Here is a 15,926-nt window from a genome sequence, read left to right as displayed (position 1 = left end):
CGCCTGACACCGTGTGAGGCGGTATGCCAGGATGTGCCGACTTTCGGGAGGAACATCATGGCAATGGCTGAGCGGGTCGACGAGGTCCTGCGCGCCGGCAAGGCGCCGAACTTCCACGGTCTCGTGGTGATGCGAGGCGGGGAGGTCGTGCTGGAGCGTTACGGCGCCGGGCCGGACCACCGTCTGGGCGACTCGCTGGGGCACGTCGAGTTCGACCGGGACACGCTGCATGACCTGCGCTCCGTGTCCAAGAGCATGGTGGCGCTGCTGTACGGCATCGCGCTGGGCGAAGGGCTCGTGCCGGAGCCGGGGGCGGCCCTGATGGCCCAATTCCCGGAATATCCGGATCTGGTGGCGGATCCGGAGCGCGCTCACCTCACCGTCGAGCACGCGCTGACCATGACCCTCGGCCTCGAGTGGGACGAGAGCGCCCCCTACACCAGCCCGGCCAACAGCGAGATCGCGATGGAGCTGGCGCCCGACCGGTGCCGATACGTGCTGGAGCGGCCCGTCGTCGAGGAGGCGGGAAAGCTCTGGCACTACTGCGGAGGAGCCAGCGCCCTGCTCGGCGGCCTGATCGCCCGTGGGGCCGGCAGGCCGCTGGAGGAGTACGCCGCGACCGCGCTCTTCCGCCCGCTCGGGATCGACGCGTTCGAGTGGTCGAAGGGAGAGCACGACACGGTGAGCGCCGCGGCCGGCCTGCGGCTGCGGCCGGTCGACCTGGCCGCCGTCGGACAGCTGGTGCTCGACGGCGGCCGGGGCATCGTGCCCGGTGAGTGGCTTCAGGAGCTGGTGCGGTCGCGGGTGGTGATCGAGGACGGGTTCGAGTACGGCTACCAGTGGTACGTGAACACCAAGGACCGCCGCTGGGTCGGCGGCCTCGGGAACGGCGGTCAGCGCCTGCTCGTCCTGCCCGAGGAGCAGCTGGTGGTGGCGCTGACGGCCGGCGACTACGACCAGGGCGGGGACAGCTCCACGGCCGTGCTCGAAGCGGTCCTCGCCTCCTGACGGCTTTTACGGAACGAGCAGGATCCGGCCGGTGACCGCGCGGCTCTCCAGCAGGCTGTGGGCCCGCGCGGCCTCCTCCAGCGGCAGCGTGCGGTCGATGTAGGCGACGCTCCGCCCGGAGGCGAGCCGGTCGAGCATCGCCGGATAGTGCGTCCCGAACACGTCGGCGGCCCAGCCGGGGCCGCTGCACCCGACGATCGTCACCCCGCGCTCCATGAGGTCGGCGGCCGTGACGGCGGCAGGCTCCCCGGTCAGCAGCCCGTAGTACAGCATCCGGCCGGTGCCGGGGGTGAGGTGGTCGAGCACCCCCCTGGCCGTCGTGCCGCCGATGGCCTCGAACGCCACGTCCACGTCGGGCAGCTCGTCGGGCCAGCCGGCCGGCCCGTGGTCGAGCACGAGGTCGGCGCCCAGCTCGGCGGTCCGGTCCCGCTTGGCGGCCGAGCCGGCGGTGGCGATCACCCGCCCGGCCCCGAACTCCTTCGCGTGCCGCACCAGGTACGTCCCCACCGAGCTGCTGCCCGCCTCGACCAGCACGGTCTCCCCGCCGGTGAGGCGTGCCTTGTGCAGCAGGGCGAGGGCTATCGCGCCGGGCGCCCCCGCGGCCAGCGCCTGGGCCGACGTCACGCCCTCCGGCACCGGGGCCGTCATGGCGGCCGGGAGCACGGCGTACTCGGCGTACGAGCCGAGCCCGCCGGTGACCCCCACGATCGTGCTCCCGAGCAGCTGCGCGTCCACCCCCTCGCCCACCTCGACCACCTCGCCGGCCGCCTCCGCGCCGATCACGGCGGGCAGCGGCAGCGGGAACGGCAGCGTCCCCGCCCGGATCTGCGTCTCGGCGTAGCTGACGCCGACGGCCTGGGTGCGGATGAGGACCTGGCCCTCGCCTGGGCGGGGGCGCGGCAGGTCCGCGACCTCGAGCCGTTCGGGGCCGCCCTTTTCCGACAGGACGATCGCGCGCATGCTTGAGCTCCTCTAACTGAACCGATGGTCCAGTTAATATATGGACCGCTGGTCAAGTTTGTCCATGGGAAAGAATGACCGGATGGAACGTCGAGAGCGGGCCGACGCCGCGCGCAACAGGCAGGCCATCCTGCGGGCGGCCGAGGAGCTGCTGCGGCTGCACCCGCCCGAGCAGGTCTCGGTCGAGCGGGTGGCGGCCGCCGCCGGCGTGGGCAAGGGGACGGTGTTCCACCGGTTCGGGAGCCGTACGGGGCTCATGCTCGAGCTGATGAGCGAGCGGGCGCGCGCGTTCGAGCAGGCGTTCACCGAAGGGCTGCCGCCGCTGGGACCGGGCGCGGAGCCGGTCGAGCGGCTGGTCGCGTTCTTCGCGGACCTGACCGTGCTGGCGGCGCGCAACGGCAACCTCGTGAGCGCCATCGAGCACGCCAGGGTCACCACGAAGGCCCACGGCGAGCAGCCCAGGCAGGAAAATCCGATCTATTTGTCCTGGCACCGGCACGTGTCCCGGCTGATCGCCGAAGGGCGGCCCGACGTGGACGCCGAGCAGATCGCCCACATGCTGCTCGGCACGCTGCACATGGAGCCGATCGCGAGTCAGCTGCGGGCCGGGCAGCACGAACGGCTCGCCGCCGGCTTCGCCGACCTGGTCAGAGGGCTGCTGCGTTAGAGGGGCAGGTGGGGGATCGCCGCGTGGAAGGCGGCGACGGCCGCCCTGATCGCCGGGTGCCCGCCGTTCCCCTTCCGGAAGGCCGCGAGCGTGCGGCGGCTCAGCGGCAGGCGCGTGAGCGTCACCCCGGCCGGCGGGTCGATCGCCGCCAGGTGCGGTACGAGCGCGACCCCCTGCCCGGCGGCGACGAAGGCGAGCACGGTGTCGAAGTCGTCGATGTGGTGCCGTACGAGCGGCTCGAACCCGGCCGCCTGGCACGCCCGGATCGCCATGGTGTGGCAGAGGGTGCCCGGCCTGTCGGTGATCCACGAGTCGGCGCGGGCGTCGGCCACGGAGGGCCGGTCGGTCAGGTACATCGGCTCGCTGTACAGCGGCTCCGTCTCGATGGACGCGTCGGTCACGGGCGGCACGAAGTCGTACTCGTGCACGAGCGCCACGTCCAGCTCACCCGCCCGCAGCGCGGCCGAGACGTCGGCGGGGTCGATCTCGGAGACCATCGGCACCAGCCCCGGATGCGCCCCGGTCAGGTCGGCCAGCGCCGGGGGCAGGAGCACGCGCGCCGCCGTCGGGAACGCGCCGATCCGCAGCGGCCCCGAGGGCCCGCCACGTGCGGCGGCGAGCGCCGCCGACGCGCGTTCGAGCTGCTCCAGCACGGCGTGCGCGTGCTCGACCAGCAGGTGCCCGGCGGGCGTCAGCGCCACGGTGCGGCCGGTACGCTCCAGCAGCGGCACGCCCGCCTCCCGCTCCAGCGCGCTGAGCTGCTGGGAGACGGCCGAAGGCGTGAACGTCGCCGCCTCCGCGACGGCGGCGATGGTGCCGCGCCTGGCGAGTTCGCGGAGGAGGTGGAGCTTGCGTGGGTCGAGCATAAGCTGAGCTTAATCTCAAACGAAGAAATCCGCGCTGGACCTAATGGGTCCGGGCAGGACAGGCTCGGAACATGCTGAGAGGACTACACGTACCGCTGGTCACCCCGTTCACCTCGTCGGGTGAGGTGGCCGTGGACGCGATCGAGAAGCTCGCCTCGGACTACCTCGACCAGGGCGCCGCCGGGCTGGTCGCGCTGGGCACGACGGGCGAGGTTGTCGCGCTCGACCCCGACGAGCGGGAGCTGGTGATCGAGGCGTGCGCGCGGGTGTGCGCGGAGCGGCAGGCGCTGCTGACGGTGGGGGTGACGGGGAACGACACGCGTTCGACGGCTCGGGCGCTGCAGGGCCTGCCTTCGGGGGTCGGCGCCGCTCTGGTGACGGTGCCGTACTTCCTGCGGCCGGGCGAGCGCGGGGTGATCGCGCACTTCGAGGCGCTGGCGGAGGCGACGCCGGTGCCGCTGGTGATCTACCACATCCCCTACCGGACGGGCCAGGCGGTCCGCGCCGCGACGTTCCGGCACCTCGGCGCGCACCCGATGATCGCGGGCATGAAGTACTCGGCGGGCGGGATCGACCAGGACGCGGTGGACCTGCTGGGGGATCTGCCCGAGGGGTTCGAGATAGTCGGCGGCGACGACGCGTTCATCTCGCCGCTGCTCGCGCTGGGCGCCGTAGGCGGGATCCTCGCCTCGGCGCACCTGCGGACCCGCGACTACGCCGAGCTGGTGGACGCCTGGAACGCGGGCGACGCGGTCAGGGCGAGGGCGCTCGGGCACCGGCTGGCCAGGCTCTCGGCCGCGCTCTTCGCCGAGCCGAACCCCACCGTCATCAAGGGGGTGCTGCACGCCCAGGGCCTGATCCCCACCCCGGACGTGCGGTTGCCGCTGGTCCCGGCCGGGGAGGCGGCGGTCTCACAGGCTCGCCTGATAGCGGTACATCCAGGCGAGTGACTCCTGGCTCGCGCTCTTCTTCAGGAAGAGCGGCAGCATCAGGTCGCGGAAGACCCGGGCGACCGGGCCCGCGGCCTTGCTGTTGCTGATCGTCCTCGAGTACGCCACCACCCGCTCCGCCCTGGGCCGCCGTTCGCTCTCGAACCGCTCGAACGCCTCCGTGTGGCCCCCGCTGTCGCGCAGGCACCTGGCCAGGACGACCGCGTCCTCGATGGCCAGCGAGGCGCCCTGGCCGGAGCTGGGCGAGGTGGCGTGTGCGGCGTCCCCGGTCAGCAGGACCCGGCCACGGTGCCACGCGGGCACCGGCGGCAGGTCGTGGATCGGCGAGCCCGGCTGGACGTCGCTGCGCCGGATGAGCTCGGCGGAGAAGTTCGCGTCGTCCTCGAACGCCCTGACCAGCACCGGCTTCCAGTCCTGGGGAATGTCGCCGAGCCGCCTGGGCAGGTTCGCGAACCACCAGGTGTCGCCCGACCCGGCCACCGTGTAGCCGAAGAACGCGCGCTTGCCGAAGACCATGTTGTACACGCCCGGCTCGCCGGTGAAGCCGGCGTCCTTGACGATCCCGCCGAAGCTGTAGAGGCCGCTGTAGCGGGCTGCGGGGGCCTGCGGGTCGAGGATCGCGCGGGTGCGCGAGTGCACGCCGTCGCACGCGATCAGCAGGTCGCCCGTCGCCTCCGTGCCGTCCGCGAACCTGGCCGTCACCTGGTCTCCGCTTTCGTCGTACGAGACCAGGCGCTTGCCGTAGCTGACCTCGATGCCCCGCCGGGTGGCCTCGTCGCGGATGGTCCGGTAGAGGTCGGACCGCAGGACGGTGTGGCTCACCGTGCCGTCGTCGAGCCTCAGCCCGTTGGCCACCTCGCCCAGCCGCTTGCCCGAGCCGCTCCACATGACCATGCGCGGGGTGGGGATGGCCTGCGACAGGACCTTGCGGTGCGCGCCCAGCACGCGGAGCGCGGCCAGGCCGTTGGAGGCGACGTTCAGGAAGGAGCCCACGTCCTCCGCGCCCTTCCCGTACGCCTCGAAGATCTCGGCGTCCACTCCCACTTCGCGCAGGGCCATCGCCGTGACGGGTCCGGCGATGCCGCAGCCTATGATCAGAGCCTTCATGGTGGTAACCTTTCGTTCGACCGAACGAAATATATGCGGAGGCTTTACCTGTGTCCAGAGATATTTCGGATCGTCGAAAGAATTTGCTGGAGGCCATCAGCATGGCGGGGCGGGACAGCAGCAACGCCGCCGTGATGTACCACACCGCCATGGGCGAGCGGCTGGGGCTCGGCATGACGGAGGAGAAGACGCTCGACCTGCTGCAGCGCATGGGGCCGCTGACGGCGGGGGAGATCGGCCAGCACGCGGGGCTGGCGCCGGCCACCGTCAGCGGGCTGATCGACCGGCTGGAGTCGAAGTGGCTGGTGCGGCGGGTGCGTGACACGCGGGACCGGCGGCGGGTCATCGTGGAGATCAACTACGAGCGGCTGGCCGGGTTCAGCGAGCTGTTCGAACCGTTCGTGGCGGCGTTGGGGGAGCTGTACGAGCGGTACACGGATGACGAGCTGGAGCTGATCCTCGACTACGTCACCCGCGCCACGGCCCTCCAGCGCGCGGCCACCCGCGACCTGACGACCTAGCCGCGCTGCGCTCGGGGGCAGGCACGACCCACCCCCGCGCGCCGCTCATCGCGCCATCACCAGCGAGCTAGCGGTCGGCTTCGCGGATGGGGGTGCCGACCTCGCTCACGCGGTCGGCTTCGCGGATGGCGGTGCCGACCTCGCTCACGCGGTCGGCCAGCAGGCCGAGGGCGCCCACGGCGCGGGCCATCGGGTCGTCGCCGGCGCCGCCCAGGGCCTTGGCCCTGAGGTAGGCGGCCTTGATCTCCGCCCAGCGCCCGGCCTGGGCCGGGGTGAGACGGCCGCGCAGTTCGGCCAGCTTGAGCAGGTTGGCCTCGGCGTCCGTGGTCAGGGTCTGGGCCTCCCCCAGGTAGTGGTCGTCGATCACCGCTTCCAGCTCGGCGTCGTTCATGGCGGGGACGATGCGCTCGGCCAGCTTGTTCATGTTGCGGTACGAGCCCTGCAGCCGGTACGGGGGCTCGGTGCGGGCGGCGTCGGACTGGGCGGCCGAGGCGATGTAGGCCTGGTTGTTGGCCAGCACGATCTCCTGGACGCGGACGAGCTTGGCCAGCACGCTGAGGATCTGATCCAGCTCGGGCTTGCTGTACGGGTGACGGAGCTGGTCGGGCTGGACGGTCGGATCGCCCTTGGCGAGCCGTACGAGGAGCTCGACGTCCGCGCGGTCGCGGCCGGAGAGCGGCGCGAGCACCGGGTTGGAGGTGAGCGCGTTGTCCACGTAGCTCAGCGCGAACAGGTCGTCCTTGCCCGACAGGACGTCGCCCAGGTTCCAGACGTCGGCGCGGTTGGCCAGCATGTCGGGGATGCGGAAACGCTGTCCGGACTCGGTGTACGGGTTGCCCGCCATGCACACCGCGAACCGCTTGCCGCGCAGGTCGTACGTGCGGGTCCGGCCGTTCCACACCCCCTCGATGCGCCGCTGGGCGTCACAGAGCGAGATGAACTTCTGCAGCAGCTCCGGTGAGGTGTGCTGGATGTCGTCGAGGTAGAGCAGCGTGTTGTTGCCCGTCTCCAGCGCGAACGAGATCTTCTCCACCTCCTGCCTGGCCGTCGCGTCGGGCGCGTCCGCCGGGTCCAGCGAGGTCACCTCGTGGCCCAGGGCCGGGCCGTTCACCTTGACGAACACCAGGCCCAGGCGGCTGGCCACGTACTCCATCAGGGTCGTCTTGCCGTAGCCGGGCGGTGAGATGAGCAGGAGGAGGCCCATCTGGTCGGTGCGCTTGCCCGCGCCCGCCGCGCCGAGCTGCTTGGCCAGGTTGTCGCCGATCAGCGGCAGGTACACCTCGTCGAGGAGCCGGTTGCGCACGAAGGCGCTCATGACCTTGGGCTTGTACTCGTCCAGGCGCAGGCGGTGGCGCTCGGCCTCGACGAGCTCGCTCCTGCGCCGCTGGTAGGCCCGGTACGCCGGCACCCGCTCCTGCCGGAAGCGGCGGGTCCTGGTGAGAAGCTCGTCCAGCCGGATGTCGAGTTTGCGGTCCTTGATGCGGGGGTGGGTGCCCAGGAGGCCGTCCACGGTTTCCCGGGTGGCGGCGCTGGAGTCGTGGCGGGGCAGGTCGCACAGCTGCACCGCGATGGCCTCCGCCACCTCGGGGCCCTGGTGGTAGGCGGCCATCCAGGCTTGGGCCAGTTGCAGGCGCTCGGGGAGCGGCACGCTCTTGAGCTCCTCCTCGAACTCCCGGACCTTGGCGGGGCCCAGGGTCTGGCGGAAGCCGTCGAGGAGGTCGCGCGCCGCCTTGCTGGTCACGAACCCGAACGGGGTGCTGCCCAGCTCCTCGACGAGATACTCCCCCGCGAGCCCGGCCCCCGCCCCGAGGCCCGCGTCAACCGCCGATACGGCGCCCGCCGTCCCCGGTGCGCCGGTGGAAGCCGGGCTGGGGTGGGTGAGCGGGTGGGCGGCGGCGCCGGTTGCCGGGCCCGTGCTGGGCGCCGTCCCGGTTGCGCCGGGTGCCGCCGTGCCCCGTCCCGCCGACCCGGCACCGATGGATGCCGAGCCGGGGTGAGGTGACGCGCCTGCGACACCCGGTGCCATGCCTGCACCCAGGGCGGCGGTCAGGGGGCCGGCTGGCGGTGCCGGCCACTGGCGCGCCGCGTCGGTGGGGTGCGGTGCGGTGGGGCCCGGCGCAATCGTACGGAGGCCCGCCAGGAAACCCGAGATCAACGTCCCCAGCTCGACCGCCAGCGACTCCAGGGCAGGGGTGGAGCCGAAGACGGCGCGGGCGCGGACGAGCGACACGGCGCGCGTGGTGAATGTTTTACGTGAAACCTCGTCCAACCCGAAAGCCCAGAACAGCTGCGCCGCCGCCCGCACCTCGGCCGGGTAGCGCAGCAACCCCGCCCCCGACCGCAGCCGTACCAGCACGTCCAGGATGGCAGCGGCGTCGTGGTCGTGGACCCCGCGCTCGTACCCCTCGTCGTAGCGCGACTCCACCGCCTGCCGCACCACGTCCTCAAGAGCGTCACCGGGGGAGAGGGAGTCCAGGAGCGAGGCGGCCAGGTGCTCGCCCCGGTACACCTCAGGCGTCTCCGAGACCAGCAGCTGGTCCCAGAAGGGCCGGGTCTCGGCGAAGGAGGCGGGCACCGGCGAGCGGTAGTCGGTCCCGGTGATCGCGAAGTACATGGAGTTGTCGTGCGGCACCAGCGTCAGGTCGATGGGCTGGGTGTTGACCGCGAAGCGGTGGCGGCCGAGCCGGAGCGTCTCCCCGCCGTCGGAGAAGAGGTCGAGGCGGTCCCGGAGGGCCCGGCCCGCCTCCTGCTGGGCGGACTTGACGCGCCCGTCGAGCTCCTCCGCCCGTACGGCGTCCCCGAGCGAGCGAAGCTCGACGGCGGCCGAGCGTACTTTGGCCACCATCGGGTCGGTGGCGAAGTAGGTGTTGACCTCGTCCAGGGAGCCGAGCGAGCCGAGGCGGCGCGTGATGCTGCCCAGGATGCGTTCGGCGGAGGCGAAGACTCGGTCGGAGCGCCGGGCGAGGTCGTCGAGCTGGGTCTGCTTGCGGGCCGAGAACGCCTCGTAGACGTCCTCCCGCTTGGCCGACAGCTGCGCCGCGAAGTCGTCGAACTCGCCGAAGCGCGACTCCAGGGTCTCCACCTGCAGCATCAGCCGCCCGAGGTGCTCGTCGCACTTGGCCGGGGTGTCCGCCATCGCCAGCGCGCCCGTGATGGCCTGGCCGAGCAGGGCGAACTCGGCGGCGAACGCGGCCCGCCCCTCCGCCCCGAGCAGCTCGCGCCGGCGCCCGTCCAGGATGGCGCGCGCCCGGTTCACCCCGCCGAGCACTTCTGCGATCCGGCCCAGGATGGAGGTGCGTACGGTCGCGTCGGCGATGTCCAGCGAGCCGACGACCTCCGTCACCACCTCCAGCCCTTCCGCCTGAGCGGCCAGCCGGTTCGCCACGGGGGCGGCCTCCGCGACCGTGCCGATCGCGGCCGCGGCGGCGGCGAGGTCCTCGACGGCCGCGTAGTAGGCGGTGAAGGCGTCCGCGCCCTGCAGGAAGTCGACCGCCCGCCTGCCGACGGACGCGAGCTCCTCCGTCACGGAGGAAGACAGCGCGTCCAGGCCGGCCAGGTCGATGTAGCGGGTCTCTCGCAACGTCACCAGGCGACCCTGGGCCCGCCGCAGCGTGGCCAGCGTGTCGACCCAGGCGTCCGCGGTGACCGGACTGTCCGCCCGCGCCTCGCGTACCAGGTGGGCGGTCTCTTCGGAGGCGGCGGCGAGCGCTTCGGCGGCCTGGCGGGTGAGCTGCTCGACGTTCTCGTACTCGTCCAGCACCTGCTCGGCCGTGGCCCGCACGTCGGCGAGCGGCCCGCTCAGGCCGTGCTCCTCGAGCCAGTGATAGGAGTCGAACGTCCGCGTGCAGGCCGCGATCAGCCCCTCGAACGTCCCGGCGGACGCGGCCATCTCCTCGACCATCCGCGACACGGACAGGCAGTCGGAGATGCCGCGCACCAGCTCCGCGTTGCCGATGCGCTCCAACGGCCCCGTCCCGGCGGGCTGGGCGGCGGCGTACGTGTCGGAGACGTACGGCGTCTGCCAGACCTGCATCGGGTGCACCCGCGTGGGCTCGTCGGAGGTCGCGCGGAAGACCACCATCGTGCCGTCGTCGAACAGCGAGTAGCCGTGGCAGACGATGGGGTTGGCGACCTCCTTCCTGATCACGTTGTACGGCAGCAGCAGCGAGCGCCCGTCGCCCCTGGCGTGGAAGACGTACAGGACGTCCTCGCCGTTGGGCGAGCGGACAACCCGCTCGAACTCCAGGTCCGTCACGTCCGTGTCGAACGTCTTGCTGACCCCGGTCGCCAGGTAGTAGCCGCCGGGGAAGATCAGCCCCTGGTCCTCGGGCAGGCGCTGGCACGCCTGGCCGAGGCCGTCGAGCCTGATGACGGCCTTGGTACGGGTGTTGAAGACCAGGTGGCGCCGCTCGGTCTCCTTGTACGGCCTGATCCGCATGAGGATGAGCGGCCCCACCCTGGCGTACTCGACGTCGGCGTCCGCCAGGCTCTGCAGGTGTTCGGCGACCGGCTCGGCGTAGATGCCGGCGCCGGTCTCCGTGTTGTTCTCGATCTTGATGGTCAGGTCGCCGCCGACCGTCTCGACGAACACCTCGCCACCGATCGAGATGTGCGGGTGGCGTCCGAGCACGTGGTCGTCGCGCGTGGTCGGCGTCCACTCGAAGTCGTGGGACGGGGGGAAGGTGTGGTCACGCTCCCCCCGGCTATCCACATATTTCGGGACTCCGCCGTTGTCGACCGTCCACCGCAGCACCCGCAGGTCCGCCGGACCCGTCTGGAACACCGCCAGCAACTTGCCCTCGACCCGCCGCAGCTGCTGCAGCCTGGTCTCCTTGTAGTAGCGGTACAGCTCGGCGAAGTCCTTCTTGAACGCCGGATCGTCCAGCGTCTCCAGCTTGTCGGCGTCGAACCTGAACGCGTCACCGTCCCTGGAGAACCGGTGCACCGCGAACACGTCCGCCACCGCCGTCTCCGGCTTGAGCCCGATGAAGACGTTGTAGCCGAAGAGCATCACGTCGCCCAGGGAGACGATGTCCCTGGGGACGCAGTTGTTCTCGGTGCGGATCCGCTCGGTGCCCAGCAGGCGCAGCTCCGCGCCGCCGAACACCTTCAGCCGCGCCCCGTTGAGCGCCTCGGCCGCCGCCGTCAGGGTCTTGGCCTGGGCCTGGAGCCTGTTCCTGAGGACCTCATAGGTCCCCGCCTCCAGCGCGGTCACCGGCTCGGTCACCTGGCAGCCCCGGCGAGAGCCGCCACGGGGGAGTCGGCCACGCCGAGCCTGCGGGCCGTCTCCAGCAGCTCGCCGAGCGCCGTCGTCTGCGGGCCGCCGTCCTGGATGAGCCGCATGAGGAGGGCGGAGACGGTCAGGTTCTTGATGTCTTCGGTACGCACGCCGCCGATCACGTTCGCCAGGTCGGCCGCCAGGCTGGCCGAGCCGTTCACGTACGGCGAGACCAGCGCGCCCGCGACCTCAGAGTGGCCCACGAACCCGTCGACCACCTTGCCCGCGGTGATGGACCCGACCACCTTGTCGAAGAACATCGTGTCGCCGCCGACGACGTCGATGTTCGCCTTGGCGAGGCCGGCGGCCAGCACGCTCGCCTGCGACTCCGCCACCTGACGCGACACGTCGATGTGCTTGAGCCTGATCTCCTTGTCGGCCTCCAGGCGCAGGCGGTACTCCTCGTGCGCCCTGCTGGCCTCGTCCAGCGCCGCCATCGCGGCCGCCTTCTGCGTGAGGCCCTCGGCCTCGGCCTTGAGCTTCTCGCCCACCGCGGCCGCCCCGGCCAGCGCCATCGCCTGCTCGCCCTCGGCCTGCGCCTTGAGCCGGTCGCCCTCGACCAGCGCCATGGACCTGGCGCCCTCGGCCTCGGCCGCCAGCCGCTCCTTCAGCACCAGCGCCTCCGCGCGGCCGACCTTCTCGATGGCCTCGGCGTCGCGCTCCTTGACCTGCACCTCCGCCAGCCCGGCCGCGGCCGACTCGGCCTGGATGCCCTCGGCCAGCCGGATCTTGGCCCTGGTCTCCAGCTCGGCCGCCTGCTGCCTGGCCTCGGCGAGCACCAGCTCCTCGCGGGCCCTGAACTTGGACGCGGCCTCCGCCGCCTCGGCCGCCTTGATGTCCTTGACCAGGTTCTCCTGGGCCTCGGCCTCGGCGGCGATGATCACGGTCTGGCGGGTGCGCTCGGCCTCCTCGACCACGCGCAGCCGCTTGATGCTCTCCTCCTGCTCGGCCACGGTCTTGTCGACGGCGATGCGCTCGCGGATGACCTCGGCGATGACCCGCTTCTCGGACTCGACCTCTTTGTCCTTGGCGATGCGCGACAGCTCGGTCTCCCGCTCGCGGGCGATGACCTCCAGGACGCGGTCCTTCTCGATCCGCTCGGACTCGATCGCGATCACGCGCTCGCGGTTCTTCTCGGCGACCGCGATCTCGCGGGCGCGGTTCTCGTTCTGCACGCCGAGCTGCTCGTCGGCCTTGATGTTCGCGCTCTGGGCGCGCAGCCGCTCCTCGGCCTGCACGCGGGCGATCTCCGCCTCCTCGCGGGCCTTGACGGTCTCGATCTCCCGCCGCTGCTTGAGCTCGGCGTCGGCCTGGCGGCGCTGCAGCTCCAGGATGGCCTCGCGGGCGTCGACGTTCTGGCGGGTGATCTCCTTCTCCTCGTTGCGCTGGAACTCGTTCGTGCGCACGTGCTCGATCGCCGTCAGCTCGGTGATCTTGCGGATGCCCTGGGCGTCGAGGATGTTGCTCTTGTCGAGCTGCATGAGCGAGGTCTGCTCGAGGTAGTCGATGGCGGCGTCCTCGAGGCTGTAGCCGTTCAGGTCCGTGCCGATGAGCCGGACGATCTGGTCCCTGAACTCGTCGCGCTTGGTGTAGAGGTCCACGAAGTCGAGCTGCTTGCCGGCCGTCTTGAGCGCCTCGGAGAACTTCGCGCTGAACAGCTCCTGCAACGTCGACTCGTCACTGGCGCGCACGGTGCCGATGGCCTGGGCGACCTTGATGACGTCCTCGGCGGTCTTGTTCACGCGCACGAAGAACGTGATCTTGATGTCGGCCCTGATGTTGTCCCGGCAGATGAGCCCTTCGCGGCCGGTCCGCTCGATCTCAATGGTCTTGACCGAGATGTCCATGATCTCGGCCTTGTGGACGACCGGTAAGACGACGGCGCCGGTGAACGTCACGTCCACTTTGTTGACCTTGGAGATGATCAGTGCCTTGCCCTGATCCACCTTGCGGAAAAGGCGGCCGATGACGACGAGCAGGCCAATCACGATGACCAGGACGACGGCGAGAAATACGCCGAAGCCGGTGGAGATGACGTCCATCAGTGCTCCCTTTCGTAGGGCATGACCCAGAAGAATTCGCCGTCTTTGTCGTATTCGAAGATGAGTGCGTCGTCGCCGCGGGCAAGGCGGTCCTTGCCGGTCGTGCGTACCTGCACGACCGCGGACGAGCCGTCGGCGGCGGTGACCTCGGCCTGGCCGAAGTCGGGGGTGGCCGCGCCGGTGCGGATCACGCACATCTGGCCGACGAAGTCGCCACGCGAGTGCCGGTCCCCGGAGGGGAACAGCCTGCGTAGCGGACCCAGCAGGCCACGGATGGCCAGCCAGGCCCCGACCGGTGCGGCGAAGGGGACGGCGATCAGCAGGCCGCCACTCGCCACCACGCTGCCGATGAGGCAGAGCAACCAGGCCAGGGCAATCAACAGCGAAAGCACGATCCCGGCCGGGACTCCCCCGAGGCCCAGCCAGGTGGCGTCATCTTCCAGTTCGAACAGCCCGGTGATCACGGTCAGCCAATAACCGATGACCACCACGAGAAGGAAAGTGAAAATGACAGTCGGAAAGCTCAGTACGGTGTCTAAGAACTCGATCATCCCGCCCCGTGTGCCCATCCCCCGTTGATGTCCTGATGGACTATATACAGATAAAGCATGACTAAAGCGGAAAGTTCCTGAAGAGTCTGGCGAGTTTTCCGGGTTGACCTCCACTTAGGTTGAGGTTGCAGGCTGGCACTTATGACTGACGTGATGAGAGCCGCGGCCTTCGCCGAACCGGGCGGCCCGGAGGTCCTGAAGGTGATGGAGCTGCCCGCGCCGCAGGCGGGTCCCGGCCAGGTCCGGGTGCGGGTGCGGGCGGCCGGCGTGCAGCCGTTCGACACGGCCGTACGGGCGGGGTGGCTGCCGGCGCACATTCCCCCGGCCCCCTTCCCCCGCATTCCCGGGAACGAGTTCGCGGGTGTGGTGGACCAGGTGGGCGACGGGGTGACCGGGGTGTCCGCGGGGGACGAGGTGCTGGGGTTCTCGGCGCTGTACGCCTACGCCGAGTACATCGTGGTGCCGGGGACGGACGTGGCACCCAAGCCCGCGCAGGTGCCGTGGGAGGTGGCCGGCGGGCTGACCTCGGGCGTGCAGACCGCGGAGCTGGCGATCGACGGGCTCGGCCTCGCGGACGGCGAGACGCTCCTCGTGCACGGCGCGGCCGGGTCCGTGGGCACGGCGGCCGTGCAGATCGCCCGGCGGCGCGGGGCCACCGTGATCGGCACGGCCCGCGAGGTCAACCACGACTACCTGCGCGACCTCGGCGCCATCCCGGTGGTCTACGGCGAAGGGCTCGCCGACCGGGTACGCGAGCTCGCCCCGAACGGCGTGGACGCCGCGCTCGACGGGGCCGGAGGTCACGCGCTGGAGGTCTCGATCGAGCTGGTCAAGGACCGCGGCCGGATCTTCACGCTGGTCGAGCACGGCAAGGCGGCCGAGCTGGGCGTCCGGTTGGTGCAGGGGCAGCGCTCCGCCGAGCGGCTCGGGCGTTACGCCCGCCTGTACGCCGAGGGTGCCTTCAAGTTCTCGGTACGCAGGACGTACGCGCTGGAGGACGCGGCGGACGCGCACAGGGAGATCGAGACCGGCCACGGCCAGGGCAAGATCGTACTGACGGTCTAGAGGCGCTGCCGCACGGCCTCGGCGACGGCGAGGCCGATCTCGTTGAGCTCGCTGTCGCCGTCCTTGACGTCCCACAGGGCGTTCTGCAGCACCCGGCCGAGCGTCCACCCGGCAGAGCGCCGGGGGTCGAGGCCGAGCCGGTCCACCATGAGATCGAAGCGGCGCAGCACCGCCCGCCGCACGTCGCCGGTCGCGACCACGTCGTCCCAGCGGTTGTGCAGGGCGGGCAGCAGGTCGAACCCAGGGTCGCCCGCCAGCGGCTTGGGGTCGATGCTCAGCCACGGCTCCCGGTCGGCGGCCAGCACGTTGTCGTAGTGCAGGTCCCAGTGCAGCAGCCGGTCGCCCGGCTCGGAGACGAGCTCGCCGACGGCGCCCGCGCAGTAGCGCATCCAGTGGCGGTCGCTCTCGCGCGGCAGCTTCGCCACGGCCCTGTCCACGTCGTCCAGCATGGCCCGGGCGATGTCGTCCAACCGGCGCATCCCCTCGGGCGCCTGGTAGGTCACCAGGCGGGCCAGCAGGTCCGTGAGGATGCCCAGGGCTTCCATGTCGTCCGGCATGGCGGACAGGGACCGGTCGGCCTCCAGCCGTTCGAGCAGCAGGGTGCCGGTCCCGGGGTCGGAGTCGAGCAGCAGCACCGACGCGTCACCGGCCCAGGTGCGCAGGCCGGGGGCCTCGGTGTCGTTCTCGTCGGTGACGGGCTGGAGCTTGAGCGCCGCCTTCGTCCCGTCCTCGCGTACGACGGGCAGCACGAGGGACACCACCCCGTGCCGGGGCTCCCCGTCCAGCCGCAGCGCCCATTCCTCCAGGTAACGCCCGGCCAGCGTGGGGAGCCCCGCGGACCAGGTGCGCCCCGCCTCTCCGTTCCATTTCACGTGTGACTCGGTCAGCGCCGCCGGCACCCTGATCTTCAT

At 71.2% G+C, this 15,926-nt stretch carries 12 protein-coding genes; 5 read left to right on the top strand and 7 right to left on the bottom strand.

Going from position 1 to position 15,926, the window contains the following annotated elements; translation table 11 throughout:
* The first annotated feature begins 63 nt into the window (after positions 1-63).
* Positions 64-1,008 (top strand): serine hydrolase domain-containing protein, encoded by a 945-nt coding sequence (locus ACFKCF_RS14410; RefSeq protein ID WP_394493760.1) that lies wholly within the window; start codon positions 64-66, stop codon positions 1,006-1,008.
* 6 nt (positions 1,009-1,014) lie between these two features.
* On the opposite strand, the gene ACFKCF_RS14405 is transcribed toward ACFKCF_RS14410, so the two are convergent.
* Entirely contained in the window at positions 1,015-1,968 is a 954-nt protein-coding gene (locus ACFKCF_RS14405; protein ID WP_394493758.1) for a zinc-binding alcohol dehydrogenase family protein, read from the bottom strand.
* An 82-nt stretch (positions 1,969-2,050) separates the two neighbouring features.
* Between ACFKCF_RS14405 and ACFKCF_RS14400 the strand changes: the two genes are divergently transcribed.
* A complete protein-coding gene (locus tag ACFKCF_RS14400; RefSeq protein WP_394493757.1) occupies positions 2,051-2,635 on the top strand; it encodes a TetR/AcrR family transcriptional regulator in 585 nt (194 codons plus the stop codon).
* Here ACFKCF_RS14400 and ACFKCF_RS14395 read toward each other — a convergent pair.
* Positions 2,632-3,501, bottom strand: coding sequence for a LysR family transcriptional regulator (locus ACFKCF_RS14395; protein ID WP_394493755.1), 870 nt, complete (start codon positions 3,499-3,501; stop codon positions 2,632-2,634). The two genes, ACFKCF_RS14400 and ACFKCF_RS14395, sit on opposite strands and share 4 nt — an antisense overlap.
* Positions 3,502-3,572: 71 nt before the next feature.
* Between ACFKCF_RS14395 and ACFKCF_RS14390 the strand changes: the two genes are divergently transcribed.
* Positions 3,573-4,451, top strand: a complete 879-nt coding sequence (locus ACFKCF_RS14390) for a 4-hydroxy-tetrahydrodipicolinate synthase family protein (RefSeq protein WP_394493753.1) — start codon at positions 3,573-3,575, stop codon at positions 4,449-4,451.
* Here the strand turns inward: ACFKCF_RS14390 and ACFKCF_RS14385 are convergent.
* On the bottom strand, positions 4,413-5,558 hold the full coding sequence (locus ACFKCF_RS14385; RefSeq protein ID WP_394493752.1) for an FAD-dependent oxidoreductase: 1,146 nt from the start codon (positions 5,556-5,558) through the stop codon (positions 4,413-4,415). The two genes, ACFKCF_RS14390 and ACFKCF_RS14385, sit on opposite strands and share 39 nt — an antisense overlap.
* An 83-nt stretch (positions 5,559-5,641) precedes the next feature.
* Between ACFKCF_RS14385 and ACFKCF_RS14380 the strand changes: the two genes are divergently transcribed.
* The gene (locus tag ACFKCF_RS14380; protein WP_394493750.1) at positions 5,642-6,079 is read left to right on the top strand and encodes a MarR family transcriptional regulator; all 438 of its coding nucleotides are present in this window, start codon (positions 5,642-5,644) and stop codon (positions 6,077-6,079) included.
* A gap of 67 nt (positions 6,080-6,146) precedes the next feature.
* Here ACFKCF_RS14380 and ACFKCF_RS14375 read toward each other — a convergent pair whose 3' ends face one another.
* From ACFKCF_RS14375 to ACFKCF_RS14365, 3 genes are read right to left on the bottom strand one after another with little or no spacing between them, the layout of a single operon-like run.
* Positions 6,147-11,306 (bottom strand): DNA repair ATPase, encoded by a 5,160-nt coding sequence (locus ACFKCF_RS14375; RefSeq protein ID WP_394493748.1) that lies wholly within the window; start codon positions 11,304-11,306, stop codon positions 6,147-6,149.
* On the bottom strand, positions 11,303-13,399 hold the full coding sequence (locus ACFKCF_RS14370; protein WP_394493746.1) for a flotillin family protein: 2,097 nt from the start codon (positions 13,397-13,399) through the stop codon (positions 11,303-11,305). The genes ACFKCF_RS14375 and ACFKCF_RS14370 overlap by 4 nt, the downstream gene beginning before the upstream one ends.
* Entirely contained in the window at positions 13,399-13,950 is a 552-nt protein-coding gene (locus ACFKCF_RS14365) for a hypothetical protein (RefSeq protein ID WP_394493745.1), read from the bottom strand. The genes ACFKCF_RS14370 and ACFKCF_RS14365 overlap by 1 nt, the downstream gene beginning before the upstream one ends.
* Before the next feature lie 153 nt (positions 13,951-14,103).
* Between ACFKCF_RS14365 and ACFKCF_RS14360 the strand changes: the two genes are divergently transcribed.
* Positions 14,104-15,015 carry an NADP-dependent oxidoreductase gene (locus ACFKCF_RS14360; protein ID WP_394493970.1) on the top strand — a complete coding sequence of 304 codons (912 nt, stop codon included), beginning with the start codon at positions 14,104-14,106 and terminating at the stop codon, positions 15,013-15,015.
* On the opposite strand, the gene ACFKCF_RS14355 is transcribed toward ACFKCF_RS14360, so the two are convergent.
* Positions 15,012-15,926: an aminoglycoside phosphotransferase family protein gene (locus tag ACFKCF_RS14355; RefSeq protein WP_394493743.1), complete on the bottom strand. Its 915-nt coding sequence runs from the start codon at positions 15,924-15,926 to the stop codon at positions 15,012-15,014. The two genes, ACFKCF_RS14360 and ACFKCF_RS14355, sit on opposite strands and share 4 nt — an antisense overlap.

This window comes from Nonomuraea sp. JJY05 (assembly GCF_043496855.1).
Taxonomy (GTDB): Bacteria; Actinomycetota; Actinomycetes; order Streptosporangiales; family Streptosporangiaceae; genus Nonomuraea.
This window is presented reverse-complemented; position numbering and strand designations above follow the sequence as displayed.

Coding starts and splice junctions, on each gene's coding strand:
- ACFKCF_RS14400 (WP_394493757.1), top strand. CDS start 2,051: ATGGAACGTCGAGAGCGGGCCGACGCCGCGCGCAACAGGCAGGCCATC.
- ACFKCF_RS14385 (WP_394493752.1), bottom strand. CDS start 5,558: ATGAAGGCTCTGATCATAGGCTGCGGCATCGCCGGACCCGTCACGGCG.
- ACFKCF_RS14390 (WP_394493753.1), top strand. CDS start 3,573: ATGCTGAGAGGACTACACGTACCGCTGGTCACCCCGTTCACCTCGTCG.
- ACFKCF_RS14355 (WP_394493743.1), bottom strand. CDS start 15,926: ATGAAGATCAGGGTGCCGGCGGCGCTGACCGAGTCACACGTGAAATGG.
- ACFKCF_RS14410 (WP_394493760.1), top strand. CDS start 64: ATGGCTGAGCGGGTCGACGAGGTCCTGCGCGCCGGCAAGGCGCCGAAC.
- ACFKCF_RS14365 (WP_394493745.1), bottom strand. CDS start 13,950: ATGATCGAGTTCTTAGACACCGTACTGAGCTTTCCGACTGTCATTTTC.
- ACFKCF_RS14395 (WP_394493755.1), bottom strand. CDS start 3,501: ATGCTCGACCCACGCAAGCTCCACCTCCTCCGCGAACTCGCCAGGCGC.
- ACFKCF_RS14360 (WP_394493970.1), top strand. CDS start 14,104: ATGAGAGCCGCGGCCTTCGCCGAACCGGGCGGCCCGGAGGTCCTGAAG.
- ACFKCF_RS14370 (WP_394493746.1), bottom strand. CDS start 13,399: ATGGACGTCATCTCCACCGGCTTCGGCGTATTTCTCGCCGTCGTCCTG.
- ACFKCF_RS14405 (WP_394493758.1), bottom strand. CDS start 1,968: ATGCGCGCGATCGTCCTGTCGGAAAAGGGCGGCCCCGAACGGCTCGAG.